The 15,786-nt window shown below is 70.8% G+C and carries 12 protein-coding genes; 6 read left to right on the top strand and 6 right to left on the bottom strand.

All coding sequences use genetic code 11. The features are described 5' to 3' along the window. Positions 1-3 precede the first annotated feature (3 nt). On the bottom strand, positions 4-1,341 hold the full coding sequence (locus tag D7X96_RS05670) for a replication-associated recombination protein A (protein WP_120546158.1): 1,338 nt from the start codon (positions 1,339-1,341) through the stop codon (positions 4-6). Positions 1,342-1,462: 121 nt separating this feature from the next. Between D7X96_RS05670 and D7X96_RS05675 the strand changes: the two genes are divergently transcribed. The 3 genes from D7X96_RS05675 to D7X96_RS05685 are packed head-to-tail and all read left to right on the top strand — an operon-like array spanning position 1,463 to position 4,999. Then, positions 1,463-2,308, top strand: a complete 846-nt coding sequence (locus D7X96_RS05675; protein WP_120546157.1) for an NAD(+)/NADH kinase — start codon at positions 1,463-1,465, stop codon at positions 2,306-2,308. Positions 2,309-2,368: 60 nt separating this feature from the next. Beyond that, on the top strand, positions 2,369-4,207 hold the full coding sequence (locus tag D7X96_RS05680) for a serine/threonine protein kinase (protein ID WP_121769189.1): 1,839 nt from the start codon (positions 2,369-2,371) through the stop codon (positions 4,205-4,207). A 12-nt stretch (positions 4,208-4,219) separates the two neighbouring features. After that, positions 4,220-4,999 (top strand): YdcF family protein, encoded by a 780-nt coding sequence (locus D7X96_RS05685; protein WP_120546155.1) that lies wholly within the window; start codon positions 4,220-4,222, stop codon positions 4,997-4,999. 16 nt (positions 5,000-5,015) lie between these two features. Here D7X96_RS05685 and D7X96_RS05690 read toward each other — a convergent pair whose 3' ends face one another. From D7X96_RS05690 to D7X96_RS05710, 5 genes are all read right to left on the bottom strand, one after another. Further along, on the bottom strand, positions 5,016-6,617 hold the full coding sequence (locus D7X96_RS05690) for a bifunctional metallophosphatase/5'-nucleotidase (protein WP_120546154.1): 1,602 nt from the start codon (positions 6,615-6,617) through the stop codon (positions 5,016-5,018). Positions 6,618-6,779: 162 nt separating this feature from the next. Then, positions 6,780-7,526, bottom strand: a complete 747-nt coding sequence (locus D7X96_RS05695; protein ID WP_121769190.1) for an MBL fold metallo-hydrolase — start codon at positions 7,524-7,526, stop codon at positions 6,780-6,782. After that, positions 7,492-8,019 (bottom strand): pantetheine-phosphate adenylyltransferase, encoded by a 528-nt coding sequence (gene coaD / locus D7X96_RS05700; protein ID WP_233609942.1) that lies wholly within the window; start codon positions 8,017-8,019, stop codon positions 7,492-7,494. Before coaD ends, D7X96_RS05695 begins: the two co-directional genes overlap by 35 nt. Next, positions 8,019-8,636 carry a TetR/AcrR family transcriptional regulator gene (locus D7X96_RS05705; protein WP_120546151.1) on the bottom strand — a complete coding sequence of 206 codons (618 nt, stop codon included), beginning with the start codon at positions 8,634-8,636 and terminating at the stop codon, positions 8,019-8,021. The genes coaD and D7X96_RS05705 overlap by 1 nt, the downstream gene beginning before the upstream one ends. Before the next feature lie 96 nt (positions 8,637-8,732). Beyond that, positions 8,733-9,269, bottom strand: coding sequence for an adenine phosphoribosyltransferase (locus tag D7X96_RS05710; protein ID WP_121769191.1), 537 nt, complete (start codon positions 9,267-9,269; stop codon positions 8,733-8,735). A gap of 314 nt (positions 9,270-9,583) precedes the next feature. Here D7X96_RS05710 and D7X96_RS05715 point away from each other — a divergent pair, with 314 nt between their 5' ends. From D7X96_RS05715 to D7X96_RS05725, 3 genes are all read left to right on the top strand, one after another. Next, positions 9,584-12,850 carry a DEAD/DEAH box helicase gene (locus tag D7X96_RS05715; RefSeq protein ID WP_233610225.1) on the top strand — a complete coding sequence of 1,089 codons (3,267 nt, stop codon included), beginning with the start codon at positions 9,584-9,586 and terminating at the stop codon, positions 12,848-12,850. A 159-nt stretch (positions 12,851-13,009) separates the two neighbouring features. Then, on the top strand, positions 13,010-14,746 hold the full coding sequence (recN, locus tag D7X96_RS05720; RefSeq protein ID WP_120546149.1) for a DNA repair protein RecN: 1,737 nt from the start codon (positions 13,010-13,012) through the stop codon (positions 14,744-14,746). A 107-nt stretch (positions 14,747-14,853) separates the two neighbouring features. After that, entirely contained in the window at positions 14,854-15,654 is an 801-nt protein-coding gene (locus D7X96_RS05725; RefSeq protein ID WP_120546148.1) for a Stp1/IreP family PP2C-type Ser/Thr phosphatase, read from the top strand. Positions 15,655-15,786: the final 132 nt, after the last annotated feature.

Below are 15,786 nucleotides of genomic sequence, written 5' to 3' on the forward strand. Positions count from 1 at the left end.
GCTTCAGCCGTCCTCCCCGGGTTCGCGCTCGCCGCGCCTGGCGGCGAGCTGCTGCTGGATGGCCTCGTAGCGCTCGGACAGCTCCGCCTCGAAGCCGTTGCGCGTCGGGGTGTAGAAGCAGCGCGAGCGCAGCGCTTCGGGCAGGTAGTCCTCCGGGACGTAGTTGCCCTCGAAGTTGTGCGGGTACTTGTACCCGCCTCCGTACCCCAGCGACTTCATCAGCTTGGTGGGCGCGTTGCGCAGGTGCATGGGCACCGGCAGCGCGCCCTCCTTCGTCACGGCCTCGCGCACGGCGGCGTACGCGGCGATGACCGCGTTCGACTTGGGCGCGAGCGCCAGGTACGTCACGGCCTGGGTGAGGGGCAGGGTGCCCTCCGGCAGGCCCATCAGCTGGAAGGCCCTCAACGCATCCACCGCCACGCCCAGCGCGCGGGGGTCCGCGTTGCCCACGTCCTCCGACGCGAAGATGACCATGCGGCGGAAGATGAAGACGGGGTCCTCGCCCGCCTCCAGCATGCGCGTCATCCAGTACAGCGCGGCGTCCACGTCGCTGCCGCGCATGGATTTGATGAACGCGCTGACGACGTTGTAGTGCTCCTCGCCGCCCTTGTCGTAGAGCAGCATCTTCTGCTGGAGCGCCTCCTCCGCCACCTTGCGGTCCACCGCCTTGCCGCCGTACGCGGCCGCGGCCTCCAGCGCGGTGAGGGCCTTGCGCGCGTCCCCGCCCGCCGCGTCCGCGATGAACTCCAGCGCCGCGTCATCCACCGTCACCCTGCCGCCCAGCCCCCGGGGGTCCGCGACGGCGTGGCGCATGACGGCGATGAGCTCCTCCTGCTCCAGCCCGCGCAGCGTGACGACGCGGCAGCGCGACAGGAGCGCGGCGTTCACCTCGAACGACGGGTTCTCCGTGGTGGCGCCAATCAGCGTGACGGTGCCCTTCTCCACGTGGGGCAGGAGCGCGTCCTGCTGCGACTTGTTGAAGCGGTGGATTTCGTCGATGAAGAGCAGCGTGCGCTGGCGGTTCAGCTTCCAGCGGTCCTGCGCGCGCGCCACCGTCTCGCGGATGTCCTTCACGCCCGCGAGCACGGCGGACATGGTCTCGAAGGCGGCGCCGGTGTGGCGCGCGACGAGCTGGGCGAGCGTCGTCTTGCCGGTGCCCGGCGGCCCCCAGAGGATGAGGCTGGGCACCTGGTCGGCCTCCAGGGCGCGGCGCAGGAAGCGGCCCTCGCCGGTGAGGTGCTCCTGGCCCAGGTACTCGCTGAGCGAGGTGGGGCGCATGCGCTCGGCGAGCGGCGCCAGGACGGCCTGTTCCTTCTGGCTGGCGTGGTCGAAGAGGTCCATGGGGCCTCCAAACCTAGCGCCCTGTCCGCCCCGTCGCGCACCCTTGTGATGTCCGGGGCCGAGCAGGTGCGTCATTTTCCACGCGAGGACGGTTGGCCGGCTGGACTAGAACCCGGGGGGCGTGCAGACCCTCGTCATCGTCGCGAAGCGAGACACCCCGCAGGCCGTGGCCCTGGCGGCGGAGATCCAACAGCGCCACCCGGCCCTGACGGTGCTGGCGGACCGCGCCCTGGCGCATGCGCTGAACTGGCCGCGCATCGAGGACCGGGAGCTGGCGGCCCGGGCGGACCTGGTGGTGGTGCTGGGCGGTGACGGCACGCTCATCTACGCGGCGCGCCTGCTGGGCGGGCGCAACGTGCCCATCATCGGCGTGAACCTGGGCAGCCTGGGTTTCATGACGGAGATCTCCGTGGAGGAGCTCTTCACCCGGCTGGACGACGTGCTGGTGGGGAACTTCCACGTGGACTCGCGGATGAAGCTGTCCTGCCGGCTCATGCGCGGGGGCAAGGTCCTCATCGAGGACGAAATCCTCAACGACGTGGTCATCAACAAGGGCGCGCTCGCGCGCATCGCGGACCACGAGACGTCCATCGACGGGGTGCCCATCACCACGTACAAGTCGGACGGCGTCATCCTGGCCACGCCCACCGGCTCCACGGCGTACTCGCTGTCCGCGGGCGGCCCCATCGTGCACCCGTCGGTGGACTGCACCATCCTGTCGCCCATCTGCTCGCACGCGCTGACCCAGCGGGCCATCGTGGTACCGGCGGACCGCACCATCCGCGTCACGCTGAAGAGCGAGACGGCGGACACGTACCTCACGCTGGATGGACAGACGGGGCACTCGCTGCAGGGCGGGGACTGCATTGAAGTGGTGCGCTCGCCCAACCGCGTGGCCCTGGTGCGCAACCCGCGCGTGGCCTTCTTCACCATCCTCCGGCAGAAGCTCCACTGGGGCGAGCGCTGAGCGGGCCGCGTCCGGGGTGGGGCTCCCCCCGGAGGTGAGCGGTGGGGTAGCGTCCGGCCCGTGACGACGGCTGGCCCCACGACGCGTTTCGGCAAGTACGAGCTGCAGGAGCGCCTGGGCGCGGGCGGCATGGCCGTGGTGCACCGCGCGCGCTACACCGTGGCGGAGGGCGTGTCCCGGTCCGTCGTCATCAAGCGCGTGAGGGACCCGTACGCGCAGGACCCCGCCTTCGTGAAGATGTTCCTCAACGAAGCGCGCATCTCCATGGGGCTGTCCCACGGCAACATCGTCCAGGTCTTCGACTTCGGGCAGGAGGAGGGGGAGTACTTCCTCGCCATGGAGTGGGTGGACGGGCAGCCCCTGTCCAAGGTGCTCAAGCGCCTGAAGTTGAAGGGCATGGCGCACCTGCCGGCGCCGCTGGCCGCGCTGCTGATGATCGACGTCTGCAAGGGCCTGCACCACGCGCACACGCGCCGCGACGAGCAGGGCCGCCCGCTGGGGCTGGTGCACCGCGACGTGTCCCCGGACAACGTGCTGGTGAGCTTCGAGGGCGAGGTGAAGCTCTCCGACTTCGGCATCGCCAAGGCGCAGCTGGCCGGGCGGCCGGAGACGGACGCGGGCGTGGTGCGCGGCAAGTACCTCTACCTGTCGCCGGAGCAGACGCGGGCGGAAGGACTGGATGCGCGCTCGGACGTGTACACGGCGGGCGTCGTCCTCTTCGAGATGCTCACCGGCCGCAGGCCCGTGGAGGGCGACCCGGGCTCGGTGATGGAGCGCATCGCCACGGGCGACCTGACGCCCGTGCAGACGTACGCGCCGGACCTGGACCCGTCGCTGGGGGCGCTGGTGTCCCGGGCGCTGGCGCTCCGGCGCGATGACCGCTTCACGAGCGCGGAGGACTTCCAGCGCGCGCTGGCGGAGTGGCTGGCGTACCGGGCGCCGCTGTTCCCCGCGTCCACGCTGCGCCACCTGATGGGCTGGCTCTTCGAGGAGGAGCTGAAGCTCGCGGGCCAGCCGCCGCGCATTCCGGAGTCCTTCCTGCGCCAGGTGACGATGTGGACGGGGGAGGGCGGGCCGGCGCTGCTGGACGAGCCGGAGCGCGCGTCCTCGGTGCACCGCGCGCACGCGACGGCGTTCCCGGACGAGTACGCGCCCGGGGCGATGATGGGCACCAGCGCCGCGCAGGACTCCAGCGGGCTGCCCGGCTGGGTGTGGGCGGCGTTCGTCGCGGTCGCGGTGCTCTTCTTCGTCGTGCAGGCGGTGATGCCCCTCCAGGCCTCCTCCGGAGGACATCCGCTCCAGGTGGTGACGAACCCCGCGGGCGCTGAGGTGCTCTGGGACGGCAGGCGGGTGGGCGTGACGCCCATGGCGCTGAAGGTCGGACCGGGAGAGGGCTCGCACCAGCTGTTGATGCGGTTCGTGGGGTATCAGCCGTGGTCCACCACCGTGTCGGAGGCCGCGGTGCCGGAGCGCGTGCAGGTGACGCTGGAGCGCCTGGCGCCGCCACCTCCGCCCCCGGAGCCGGTGGTGGACGCGCGGGTGAAGGACCGGGAGTCCACGCCGGATGCGGCTCGCAAGCGGCCCCCGGTGAACGTCCGGGGGGAGGCGCGCGACGCCGCGGCGTGGATGGCGCAGTCCCCGGACGCGGGGGTGGCGTACACGCTGGGCCAGGAGCTGCTCGTGGCGGGCAAGGCCCTGGAGGCCGGTGAGAAGTTCTGGAAGTGCCTGGAGCTGAAGGAGAGCGCCGCGGAGTGCCACCTGGGCCTGGGCCGGGTGGGCGTGATGACGGACCGGTCCGCGATGGCCCGCGAGGGCTACCAGCGCTACCTGACCCTGCGGCCGCACGGCCCCGGAGCGGCCGAGGCACGCCGCTACCTCAAGGGGGGCGCGGCGCGGTAGGACGTACGGAAGATGTTCCTCGTCCTTTCGAAGGTGTTGGACCTGCTGCTGTCGCCGCTCACCTGGGTGCTGCTCCTGGGCGTGGGCGGCGTGGTGCTGCGCCGGTGGCGGCGGCTGTCGCTGGCGTCGCAGCTGCTGTCGCTGGCCGTGCTGTACGCGTTCTCCATCGAGCCGACGGTGGCGCTCCTGACGCGCGCGACGGAGGCGGACGCGGTGAGCACGTACCGGCCGGACACCGTCTACGACGCGGTCATCCTGCTGGGCGGAGGGCTGGACGCGGCGGCCACGGAGCGCTCGGGGCAGCCGGAGTACAACGCCGCGCCGGAGCGGATGATGCGCACCTTCGAACTCTTGCACGACGGCCGGGCCCGGCAGGTGCTGATTACGGCCGGCAACCTGGACGCGAGGCCGGAGGCGGTGGTGGAGGCGGACGTGCTGGCCGCGCAGCTGGAGCACTGGGGCATCGCGCCCGAGCGCATCGTGAAGGAGGGCCGCAGCCGCAACACCCGGGAGAACGCGCTGGAGTCCGAGCCGCTGGTGCGCGCGCACGGCTGGAAGTCGCTGCTGCTGGTGACGAGCGCCGCGCACCTGCCCCGCGCGGCCGGCTGCTTCGCGGCGGTGGGCGTGAAGGCGGACACCCTCGCGGTGGACCTGCGCTCCTCGACGATTCCGCCCTCGAAGCTGAGCTGGCTGCCGCGCTCGGGGGCGCTCAACCAGAGCACGGACATGCTGCGGGAGCTGGCCGGACGGCTCGTCTACCGGCTGCGAGGCTGGACCGCGCCCTGGCGGTAGCCTCGCGCGCTACGTCCTACTTCATCGAAGGCTGGGCGTGCAGGCCGCCCCTGGGCGCGCCGAGGACCGTGATGCGGCCCTGGGGCTTCGCGCGGGGCGCGGGCCTGCCGGTGCTGAAGGCCTTGCCGAGCGCATCCCACGGCGACAGGTGCTCCTGGCTCATGGGCAGCACGGGCACGTCCTTGAACATCGCGTAGCCGTCGTTGCCCTGGGCCACGAAGCTCAGCGTGGCCAGCCGGTACTTCGCCGCGTCGTCCAGCGGCTTGCCCTTCACCTCCACCTTCGTCACCCGGGAGCCCGGCGCCTTGCGCAGGTCGTAGGTGAAGCGCAGGCCGGACACCTGCGGGAAGCGGCCGGGCGGCTTGCCGTCCGGGGTGCTCAGGCTGACGCCGTTCTCCAGCGCCGCGCGCAGCGTGGCCCCCGTCACCTCCAGGGCGACCAGCTCGTTGCGGTAGGGCATGAGCGAGTACAGCTCTCGCCGGGTCATCGTCCCCGCGGGCAGCACCCGGTCCGCGCGGATGGCGCCGCCGTTGATCAGCGCCACGTCCGCGCCCGTGGCCTCGCGGAACGCATCCGTCAGGAACGAGCCCAGGTTCGTCTCGCCCAGGCGGTTCTGCGCGCTGCGCGCATCCAGCGGCACCGGCGAGCGGCCCACGCGCTCCGCCAGCGTGGCCAGCAGCGGCGCATAGGGCTTCATCTGCTCGTCGAACGCCGCGTCGTCCGGCGTCCTGGCGGTGATGGGAATCACCTTCCACGCGAGCTTCCTCACCGCGCCCGTCTTCGCGTCCAGGTCCAGCGTGACGCGGCCCAGGTCGATGGCGTCCTCGTCCAGCTTGAAGATGGGCGTGCCCGCGACGGTCTCCTCCACGCGGTCGTGGTCGTGCCCGCCGATGATGAGGTCCACGCGCACGCACCTCGCCAGCTCGCGGTCCTGCTCCACGGTCAGGTGCGTGAGCCCCAGCACGAACTGCGCGCCCGCGGCCCGCAGCTCCTCCACGGAGCGCTTCGCGGCCTCGCAGAACGGCGTGATGCGCGTGTCCTTGCCCGGCTTGGACGAGGTCTGCGTCTCCGGCAGCACCACGCCGAAGATGCCCACCTTCACGCCGCCCACGTCGCGCAGGTCCCACGCCTTGAGCCCGTCGAACACCTGCCCGGACTTCACGCTCACCACGTTGGCGCCCAGCCACGGGAAGCGGGACTGCTGGAGGCGCGCGCGCAGCACGTCGTCTCCGAAGTCGAACTCGTGGTTGCCCACCGTGGCGTAGTCCAGGCCGAGCGCGTTCCACGCGTCGACCATCTGCCTGCCCTTGAGCGCCTCGCCCGCCACCTCCGCGGAGGACTCCACGGACGGCGAAAGCGTGTCGCCCGCCAGCAGCGTGAGGACGTGCGGCGTCTCCTTCAGCGCCTGCCGCTTGAGCGTGGCCACGCGTGACAGGCCGCCCCGGTTCCGCGCGGTGGGCTGGAATTGATAGACGTCGTTGAGGTGGAGGATCGTGAGGCGGACGGTGTCAGCGGGGGGCGTCGTCCCGACGGTCCCGGTGGCCCCGGCGGAACGGGTGGCCAGCACCATTGCGAGCGGCAGCAGCACCGCCCAGGTGCTCACGGTCTTCTTCATCATCGGACAGTCGTTCTCTTGCGGGGGCACGGGGGAGCGCCAACCCGTCTCGGCGTAGCGCACTCGGCGCATGAAGGCGAGCGGGCCGGACATGGCGCAACGCGCAAGCCCCAAACCCTTCTTCCCGGAGGATGAAGGGCTTCCAGCCGGCCGCGCGCTCCTCCCTCAGACGGTGTAGCGCCGGCCCTGTACCAGCGGCTCAATCACGCTGCCCGTCGCGTCGAACAGGTCCGGGTAGTGGATGAGGCGCATCTTCGCGCGGGTGGCCTCCGGCAGCGCCGCCAGCTTCTCGTAGGGCGTGTGCACGCCGTAGTTCGTCTCGTGGATGACCAGGTCCGCCTCGGACAACCATGAGATGAGGCCTTCGTCGAAGGACGTGTCCGCGCTGTAGCCCAGGCACCGGCCCCCGGCGCGGATGCGGAACGCCGTGGTGGGCACGTGGTGGTAGGTGAAGCGGCACTCGATTTCGAACGGGCCGTGCTTCACCGCGCGCTCCAGGTGCAGCGGCGTGTGCGTGAAGTAGTCCTCGAAGTGCTTGTGATGGGGGTCCGCGCCCTGCTGCTCGATGAGGCACTCCATGCCCGCGGCGAGGTGGCCCTCCCAGAGGCGGCGCGTGACGCTCGGGTGCGCCAGCAGCTCCATCTTCCGCTGCAGCACGAAGAAGGAGAAGTACGCCAGGCTCTCCAGGCCGGAGGCGTGGTCCGCGTGCAGGTGCGTGAGGGCCACGGCGCTGACGCGCTCCACGTCCAGGTGCACGCCGGAGGACTCGGACGCCTCGCGCATCATCTTGCGGATGGGGTGCGGACAGTCGATGAGCAGCACCTGGTCTTCCGCCTCCAGCGCCAGACACGACGAGTAGTGCAGCGCGGAGAAGGCATCACCGACGCCCAGGGGAATGAAGGACAGGCTCATGGATGGCTCCGGAGGGAGGGGACAGCCGCTCGCGCAGCTTCGCGATGACGGCGGGAGGGCAGAAGGCGGACACGTCCTCGCCGCGCGTGAGGCGTTCCTTGAGGGCGCTGCTGGACACCTCGGCCAGGTGCGCCTCCGCGGGCAGGAAGAGGGTGGACAGCTCCGGCGCCAGCGCGCGGTTCATCTGCGCCAGCTCCGTCTCGAACTGCGCATCGGTGGCGCCGCGCACGCCGCGCAACAGGACGCTCGCGCCAATCTCCCGCGCCAGCTCCACGATGAGCCCTTCGGTGGACGTGACGGAGACGTTGGGGTGCTTCGCCACGACCTCCCGGATGAGCGCCACGCGCTCCTCGGCGGTGAGCAGCGTGCGCTTGTTCGGGTTGACCGCGACCACCACGACGACGTGGCTGAAGAGGCGGGCCGCCTGGCGCACCACCGACAGGTGTCCAGCCGTCACGGGGTCGAAGCTGCCTGCGTAGATGGCGATGCTCATCACGGCACCTCACGGTCCAGCGGAGAAGAAGCCGCGTCCAGCAGGCCCGCCGCCATGCGCTTCACGGTGCCCGCCGCGGAACCCGGAGGCACGAGCCCCGGCGCGCTCGCGGAGAGCACGAAGTACCCCTGGATGGCGGCGAACAGGCCCGCGGCCAGCGGACGCGCGCGGCGCTTGCCCACCACCGCCGCGACCAGCGCCTCCAGCTGCTCCAGGTCCGCGCGCACCACCTCGTCGTAGGCGGCGCGGACCTCCGGCTGCCGGATGGCCTCCGCGCTGATGGTGACCCAGCCCGCCACCGCCGCCACGTCCGCGTCCGGCCCGGTGGCGAGGAACGCGTCCACGAACGCCTCCACCCGCCCCCGCGCGTCGTCCGCCGCGAGCTTCGTGGCGCGGGTGGCGAACCGCTGCCGCGCGCGGGACGCCAGCGAGCGCACCAGGGTCAGGAGGATCTCCTGCTTGTCCTCGAAGTGGTAGTGCACCAGCCCCGCGGAGAGGCCCGCCGCCCGGGCAATCTCCGCCACGGACGCGCCCTCGTAGCCGCGCTCGGCCATGGCCTTGAGCAGCCCGGCGACAATCTGCTCCCTGCGCGCTTCGGTGTTGGACGGACGGGGCATGGCGTGGGTTTGTTTCTAGGTTGTGTGACCAACTTATAAACAGGGCCCACGCGGGCGTCAACCGGACCTCGAGGCCCGGTGGCGCCAGGCGGCGGGCTAGTAGCGGATGACGGACGTCACCTTGTCCGGCCCCAGGCGCTTCGCGCCGTCCAGGAAGTCGAGCGTGATGAGGAAGCTGTAGCCGACGATGTGCCCGCCCAGCTGGCCAATGAGGCGGGCCGTGGCGTCGGCGGTGCCGCCGGTGGCCAGCACGTCATCCACCACCAGGACGCGCTCGTCCTTGAGGATGGCGTCCTCGTGCATCTCCACGCCGTCCGCGCCGTACTCCAGCGAATAGCGCTCCACGATGCGCTTGTAGGGCAGCTTGCCGGGCTTGCGCGCGGGCACGAAGCCCGCCTCCAGGGCCAGCGCGATGGGGGCGCCCAGCAGGAAGCCGCGCGACTCCACGCCCACCACCTTGCTGATGTGCTGCCCCCGGAAGGGGGCGGCCATGGCGTTGACCACCCGGCCAAACAGGCGCGGGTCGGCCAGCATGGGGGTGATGTCCTTGAAGACGATTCCGGGCTTGGGGAAGTCCGGCACGTCCCGGAGGACGGCCTGGAGGTCGGAGACGAGCGTGGGGTCGAAGGACATGGGGTGGGGGCTCCGGAGGGAGACGGCGGCGTTTTTCAGCCCGGGGGATGACGCCCGGGGTGGACCTGGAGGCATCCAAGGTACCCGGCCGGGGTGACAGCCGGCCTGACAGGCCCCCGGACGCAGGGTCCCAGGGGCAACGGCCGGAGTGTGGGCGGACTGGGACGGGACCCGGACATGGCGGACGTTGATGATCTCACAGCTTCGCGCCGCCCGGCCGCATCGGCTGGCGGACGCCGTATTTTTTCCCGCGCGCGGGGAGCCCCTCACTGTGTTAAGCGAGGCGGTTCCCCCCGACCAAGGAGTCTGGGGCCTTGCAAGCCGTGCAAACCACCGCTGACACCCGAGACCCCCTCTCCCCCCAGGACGGACTCTGGCTCCGCGCCCTCAAGGCCGAGGTCCAGCCCGCCACGTTCAAGAAAGGCCGCGAGGTGGCCGAAGGCCGCCGCGTCTTCGGCCTCACGCGTGAACCCGAACGCATCCGCGCGCAGGTCGCGGGTCCGTCCGGCGAGCGCTACGACGTGGCCCTGATTCCAGGAGAGGGAAAAGTCGTTTCCTCCTGCACCTGCCCGGTGTGGAACACCACTGGCCCGCATTGCGAGCACGTGGTCGCCGTGGCACTCATCTACGCGGCCCGCTTCAGGCCGCCGCCCCCGCCGCAGAAGGCCGCGGCGCCGCCTCCTCCGCCGCCCGAACCCGAGGACCTGGGACCGGACGACGAGGAGGAGATTCCCCCGGGCGGTGTGCCCGGGATGGAAGGCGTCAGCCTGCCCGCGCTCGCCAAGGTGGAGAGCTGGCTGGGCCTGTCGTCGCTGCCCGACTACGAGTTCCTCTACCGGCTCACCCCCGCCAACACCGGCGCGGGTGGCTCCAACGGCCGCCACTGGGTCGTGGACGTGCGCCGTCAGGACGCGCAGACCAAGGGCCCCGTGCACGTGAAGCGCCTGCTCCAGGCGGGCAGCCGCATCGCGCCCGCGGACGAGCGCATCTTCATGGTGCTGTCGCGCCATGAGCACCGCTACGACTCGCGCATCGTCCTCTCCGACGAGGACCTGTGCGAGGTGCTGGAGCTGTTGCGCCAGCGCCGGGTCATCTACCGGGGCACGCCGCTGGTCTACATGGAACAGCCCGTGCGGCCGCAGATCCATCTGGAGTCGCGTCCGGATGGCGCCACCGCGCAGATTGAACTCTTGTTCCCGGATGGCGTGGGCTACCCGCTCAAGGACGTCATCGTGCTCGCGGGCCGGCGCACGTACGTCATCCAGGCGCAGAACCTCCACGCCGTGGAGCCGGACTTCCCGCCGCGCCTGCTGCGCAAGTGGCTGCTGGAACCGACCATGGCCTTCCCGTCCGGGCAGCTGGACCGGGTGCTGACGTTCTTCGCGGCGCACCTGCCGCGCTTCCGCATGTCGCTGAAGGCGGACGACATCGAAGTGGACGAGTCGGTGGAGCCGCGCTTCGTCCTCACGCTGGAGGGCGCCGCGGAGCGCGTGAAGGTGCAGCTGGCCGCGAGGTATGGCCAGACGACCGTGGCGGTGTCCCCCACGGCCACGCACCTGGGCTACGCCAGCGGCGTGGGCGAGGACGCGCGCAAGCTCTACCGCCGCCGCGACGAGGTGGAGCGCGCCGCGGGCAAGCTGCTGCTCGACCAGGGGCTGCGGTTTGATCAGGCCGCGCAGGCGTTCGACGCGACGGGTGACGTGGCCCTGGAGTTCTGGGCGCGTGGCCTGGCCAGCCTGCCCGCGGAGTGGGAGCGCTACGGCGTGCAGGCGCCCAAGGTGCGGCTGCGCCCGAAGCTCAAGCCGCGCATCCGCGTGGGCATGAGCGGCGTGCAGTGGTTCGACCTGGACGCGGAGTTCGTCACCGACGACCAGGCCGTGGACCTGGGCGCGGTGCGCATGTGGCTGGACTCCGGCCGCAAGTTCGTGCCGCTGAAGGACGGCTCCTTCGCGGAGGCGGACGTCGCGGAGATCAAGCGCGTGGCGGACCTCCTGGAGGAGGCCGGCGCCATGCCGGGCCGCACGCGCACGCGGCTGCCGCTGCACCAGGCGGTGGCGTTGGACCTGCTCGCGGACCTGGGTGAGTTCACCGAGGTGGAGGCCAAGGCCCGCCAGGCCATGCTGGCCCTGCGCGAGTCCTCCGGCGTGCCGAAGGTGGCCGTGCCGGAAGGCCTGCAGGCCACGCTGCGCCACTACCAGGAGGCGGGCCTGTCCTGGCTCTGGTTCCTGCGGCGCCACGGGCTGTCCGGCATCCTCGCGGACGACATGGGTCTCGGAAAGACAATCCAGTCCCTGAGCCTCATGCAGAAGGTGGCCAACGACGAAGGCCGCAAGCCCTCCTTGGTGGTCGCGCCCACGAGCGTGCTCGCCAACTGGGAGCGCGAGGCGGAGCGCTTCACGCCGGGCCTCAAGGCCATGGTGTGGCACGGGCAGGACCGCCGCGAGCGCGCCGAGGACCTCAAGGGCATGGACCTGGTGCTCACGTCGTACGCGCTGGTGCGCCGCGACCTGGAGCAGCTGTCCCAGGTGGGCTTCCGCTACGTCATCCTGGACGAGGCGCAGAACATCAAGAACGCGGACAGCGCCACCGCGCAGGCGTGCAAGTCGCTGCCCAGCGAGACGCGCCTGGCGCTCACCGGTACGCCGCTGGAGAACCGCCTGTCGGAGCTCTGGAGCATCTTCGACTTCCTGATGCCCGGCTTCCTGGGCAGCGCGGAGGGCTTCAGCGACCGCTACGAGCAGCCCATCCAGGTGGCCAACGACGCCACCGCCAAGGACCGGCTGCGCCGCCGCATCCAGCCCTTCATCATGCGCCGCCTCAAGACGGAGGTGGCCAAGGACCTGCCGCCGAAGACGGAGAGCGTCGCGTGGTGCGAGATGGAGCCCGGCCAGGCCGCGCTCTACCGCGAGGTGCTGGAGGAGAGCCGCCGCAAGGTGAACGAGTCCATCGAGAAGGTGGGCTTCAAGCGCAGCCGCGTCTCCATCCTCGCGGCGCTCATGCGCCTGCGTCAGGTGTGCTGCGATCCGCGCCTGCTCAAGATGCCGCCCGGCACGCTCTTGCCGCCCAGCGCGAAGCTCGAGCGCTTCATGGAACTGGTCGCGGACCTGGTGGCGGAAGGCCACCGCGCCCTCGTCTTCAGCCAGTTCACGGAGATGCTGGAGCTCTTGAAGCAGGAGGCGGACAAGAAGGGCCTGCGCTACCTCTACCTGGACGGCCGCACCAAGGACCGCATGGGCAAGGTGGACGAGTACAACCGCCCTGACGGCCCGCCGCTCTTCTTCATCAGCCTCAAGGCGGGCGGCACCGGCTTGAACCTCACCGCCGCGGACTACGTCATCCACTTCGACCCGTGGTGGAACCCCGCCGTGGAAGACCAGGCCACGGACCGTACGCACCGCATCGGTCAGACGCGCGCGGTCATCAGCTACAAGCTGATCACCCGCGGCACGGTGGAGGAGAAGATCCTGAGCCTCCAGCGTCGCAAGCGCGAACTCGCCGCCGGCGTGCTCGGCACGGACGGGGACGACATGGGCAGGACCCTCACCGAACAGGACATCCAGGAGCTGTTCACCGAGATTTAGGGGCGCCTTCGAGAGTGGGAGATGGTTGTGGCGCCAACAGGCCACGCCCTCCCACTCGCCCTCCCACCGTCCGCCCGACCCGAACACCTGTGCAGTGTCACCAGGACCTGCTAGGGTGTTCAGGTATTGGGGCCGTCGTACGGACCGCGGAGGGCGCAGGTGCTGCTGGGTCTTCGGATTACGAACGTTGCGGTGATTGAGGAGGTGGAGGTCGCGTTCGGCGCGGGCCTCACCGTCCTCACGGGTGAGACGGGGGCCGGCAAGTCCATTCTGGTGGACGCGCTGGGCCTCCTGCTCGGGGGCAGGGCGGATGCGGACGTCATCCGTGCGGGCTGCGAGGACGCGGCGGTGGAGGGCGTGTTCGCCCGGACACCGGTGCTGGCCGCGCGCCTGGAGGAACTGGGCCTCCCGGACCTGGGAGAGGAGGTGCTCGTGCGCCGCGTGCTCGGGCGCACCGGGCGCGGAAAGGTCTACGTCAACGGCGCGCTGGTGACGCTGGGCGTGCTGGGCAAGCTCACGCGCGGCGCGGTGGACATCGCCGGCCAGCATGAGCACGTCAGCCTCTTCGACTCCGGGCTGCACCGGGTGCTCCTGGACAAGTACGGCGGCCTGGAGGAGACGCTGGCCGCGTACGGCCGCGAGTGGGCGAACCTGCGCGAAGTGGACTCGCGCATGGACGCGCTGGGCGGAGACGACGCCAAGGTGCGCGAGCGCGCGGAGTTCCTGCGCTTCCAGCTGGACGAAATCACGCGCCTGGACCCGGAGTCCGGCGAGGACGTGAAGCTGGACGCGGAGCGCCGGCGGCTGGGCAGCGCGCAGAAGCTCAAGCGCCAGGGCGCGGAAGCCGAAGTGCTGGTGTCGGGCGAAGCGCCGTCCGCGGTCGAAATCGTCGGGCGCGCGCTGGGGCTCGTGCACGAGGGCGTCAAGTGCGACGCCACGCTCGCGCCCGTGGCGCAGTCGCTCAGCACCGCGCTGTCGGAACTGGAGGAGGCCTCGCGCCTGCTCAACCGGTACGTGGAGGGGCTGGAGTCCGACCCCGGGCGGCTGGGGGAGGTGGAGGAGCGGCTGGACGCGCTCAAGCGGCTGTGCCGCAAGCACGGCACCACGCTGGACGGCGTCCTCAAGAAGCGCGGCGAGCTGGAGACGGAGCTGGGCACGCTGGAGAACCGGCGCGAAATCCTGGAGGAGCTGAACCAGGAGCGCAAGCGCGTGGAGGAGCGGGCGCGCAAGGCGGCGCTGACGCTGTCCCGCGCGCGCAAGACGTCCGCCGGGGCCTTCTCCCAGCAGGTGCGCGAGGGCCTGGGCGGGCTGGCCATGGGCAAGGCCGCCTTCGAGGTCCGCGTCACCCCCGGGGAGAGCTTGCGTCCGGACGGCCTGGACGAAGTGGAGTTCTTCTTCAGCGCCAACCCGGGTGAACCGGCGCGGCCCCTGGCCAAGGTGGCCTCGGGCGGTGAGGCGAGCCGCCTGCTGCTCGCGCTCAAACGTGCACTGGCGGACAGCGACGCGTGCGGCTGCTACATCCTGGACGAAGCGGACGCGGGCGTCAGCGGCGCCATCGCGGACGTGGTGGGCCGGATGATTCGCGAGGTCAGCTCCCACCGTCAGGTGCTCTGCATCACGCACCTGCCCCAGGTGGCGGCCTACGCGGACGCGCACCTGCTCATCAAGAAGAGCGTGAAGGGCGAGCGCACCGTGTCCCAGGTTCTCCCTCTGGCGGCGGGCGCCGAGCGCACCCAGGAGCTGGCGCGCATGATGTCCGGCGTGGAGGTGACGCGCGAGGCGCTGGGCGCGGCGGAGGCGCTGGTGCGCTCGGCCCACCGGGCCACGCCCCGGGCGCGCCGGGAATCCGGCCCGGAAGGCAATAGCCCCCGGGGGCGGCTTCGCCGGACGGCCTGAAATGGGGGCCTACAAGGTAGGGGTGACCCAGGGGGAGGGGCATGACGCACCGCGAGTTTTCGCGCGCGTCCTTGCCCCCACTAATGGGCTCACATAGCATCCGGCGCGTGTCCAGCACCGCAGGGCAGACCGCGGCCCCCCGCCATAAAGTCATCTCCGCTGGCCTGACGGACGTCGGGCGCAAGCGCAATCACAACGAGGACAGCTTCCTCATTGACGATGAGCTCCAGCTCTACGTCGTGGCGGACGGCATGGGTGGGCACGCGGGTGGCGGTACCGCGTCGCGCATCGCCGTCGAGACCATCGACAAGGAACTGAGGCGCGCGCGTGAAGGGCGAGACAACCCCTTCGTCAGCGTTCCCAACCTCCAGGATTCGCCCATACCGGAAGCGCTCCGGGGCGCGGTGGAGAAGGCCTGTCAGGCCATCTACCTCACCGCCCAGGATGACGCGCGCCTGTCCGGCATGGGCACGACAGTCATCTCCCTGGTGGTCCGCGACGAGCACGCCTTCTTCGCCCACGTGGGCGACAGTCGCGCGTACCTCATCCGCGGGGACCTCATCCAGCAGATCTCCGAGGACCACTCGCTGGTCAACGAGCAGATAAAAGCGGGGATGATCACACCGGAAGAGGCCAAGCACTCCCGGTACAAGAACATCATCACCCGCTCCGTCGGCTTCGAGGAGGAGGTCCAGGTGGACGTCATGGGACTCGTCTCCGAGCCCGGTGACGTGTTCCTGCTCTGCTCGGACGGCCTCGCGAACATGCTCGAGGACCGGGAGATCCACGACGCCGTCGCGCGCCACGCGAACCTGGATGAGGTGCCCAAGCACCTCATCGACCTGGCCAACGACCGCGGCGGCGACGACAACATCAGCGTCATCGTGGTCCGCATGCAGGGCGGGTAGGGCCCGGACTCGGGGCGCGATTGGGGCGTGCCCCGGAGTCTGTTGACCTTGACACTCTTCAAATGCGGATGATAGCTGCCCCAACCTTTCCATCCATTGAGAATCGCCAGTGGGTGACGGTGCGGGTGGGGC

Source organism: Corallococcus interemptor, from assembly GCF_003668875.1.
Lineage (GTDB): Bacteria > Myxococcota > Myxococcia > Myxococcales > Myxococcaceae > Corallococcus > Corallococcus interemptor.

Excerpts from the sequence above, each read along its gene's own strand:
- D7X96_RS05670 (WP_120546158.1), bottom strand. The coding sequence starts at position 1,341 with ATGGACCTCTTCGACCACGCCAGCCAGAAGGAACAGGCCGTCCTGGCG.
- D7X96_RS05685 (WP_120546155.1), top strand. The coding sequence starts at position 4,220 with ATGTTCCTCGTCCTTTCGAAGGTGTTGGACCTGCTGCTGTCGCCGCTC.
- D7X96_RS05690 (WP_120546154.1), bottom strand. The coding sequence starts at position 6,617 with ATGATGAAGAAGACCGTGAGCACCTGGGCGGTGCTGCTGCCGCTCGCA.
- D7X96_RS05695 (WP_121769190.1), bottom strand. The coding sequence starts at position 7,526 with ATGAGCCTGTCCTTCATTCCCCTGGGCGTCGGTGATGCCTTCTCCGCG.
- coaD (WP_233609942.1), bottom strand. The coding sequence starts at position 8,019 with ATGAGCATCGCCATCTACGCAGGCAGCTTCGACCCCGTGACGGCTGGA.
- D7X96_RS05705 (WP_120546151.1), bottom strand. The coding sequence starts at position 8,636 with ATGCCCCGTCCGTCCAACACCGAAGCGCGCAGGGAGCAGATTGTCGCC.
- D7X96_RS05710 (WP_121769191.1), bottom strand. The coding sequence starts at position 9,269 with ATGTCCTTCGACCCCACGCTCGTCTCCGACCTCCAGGCCGTCCTCCGG.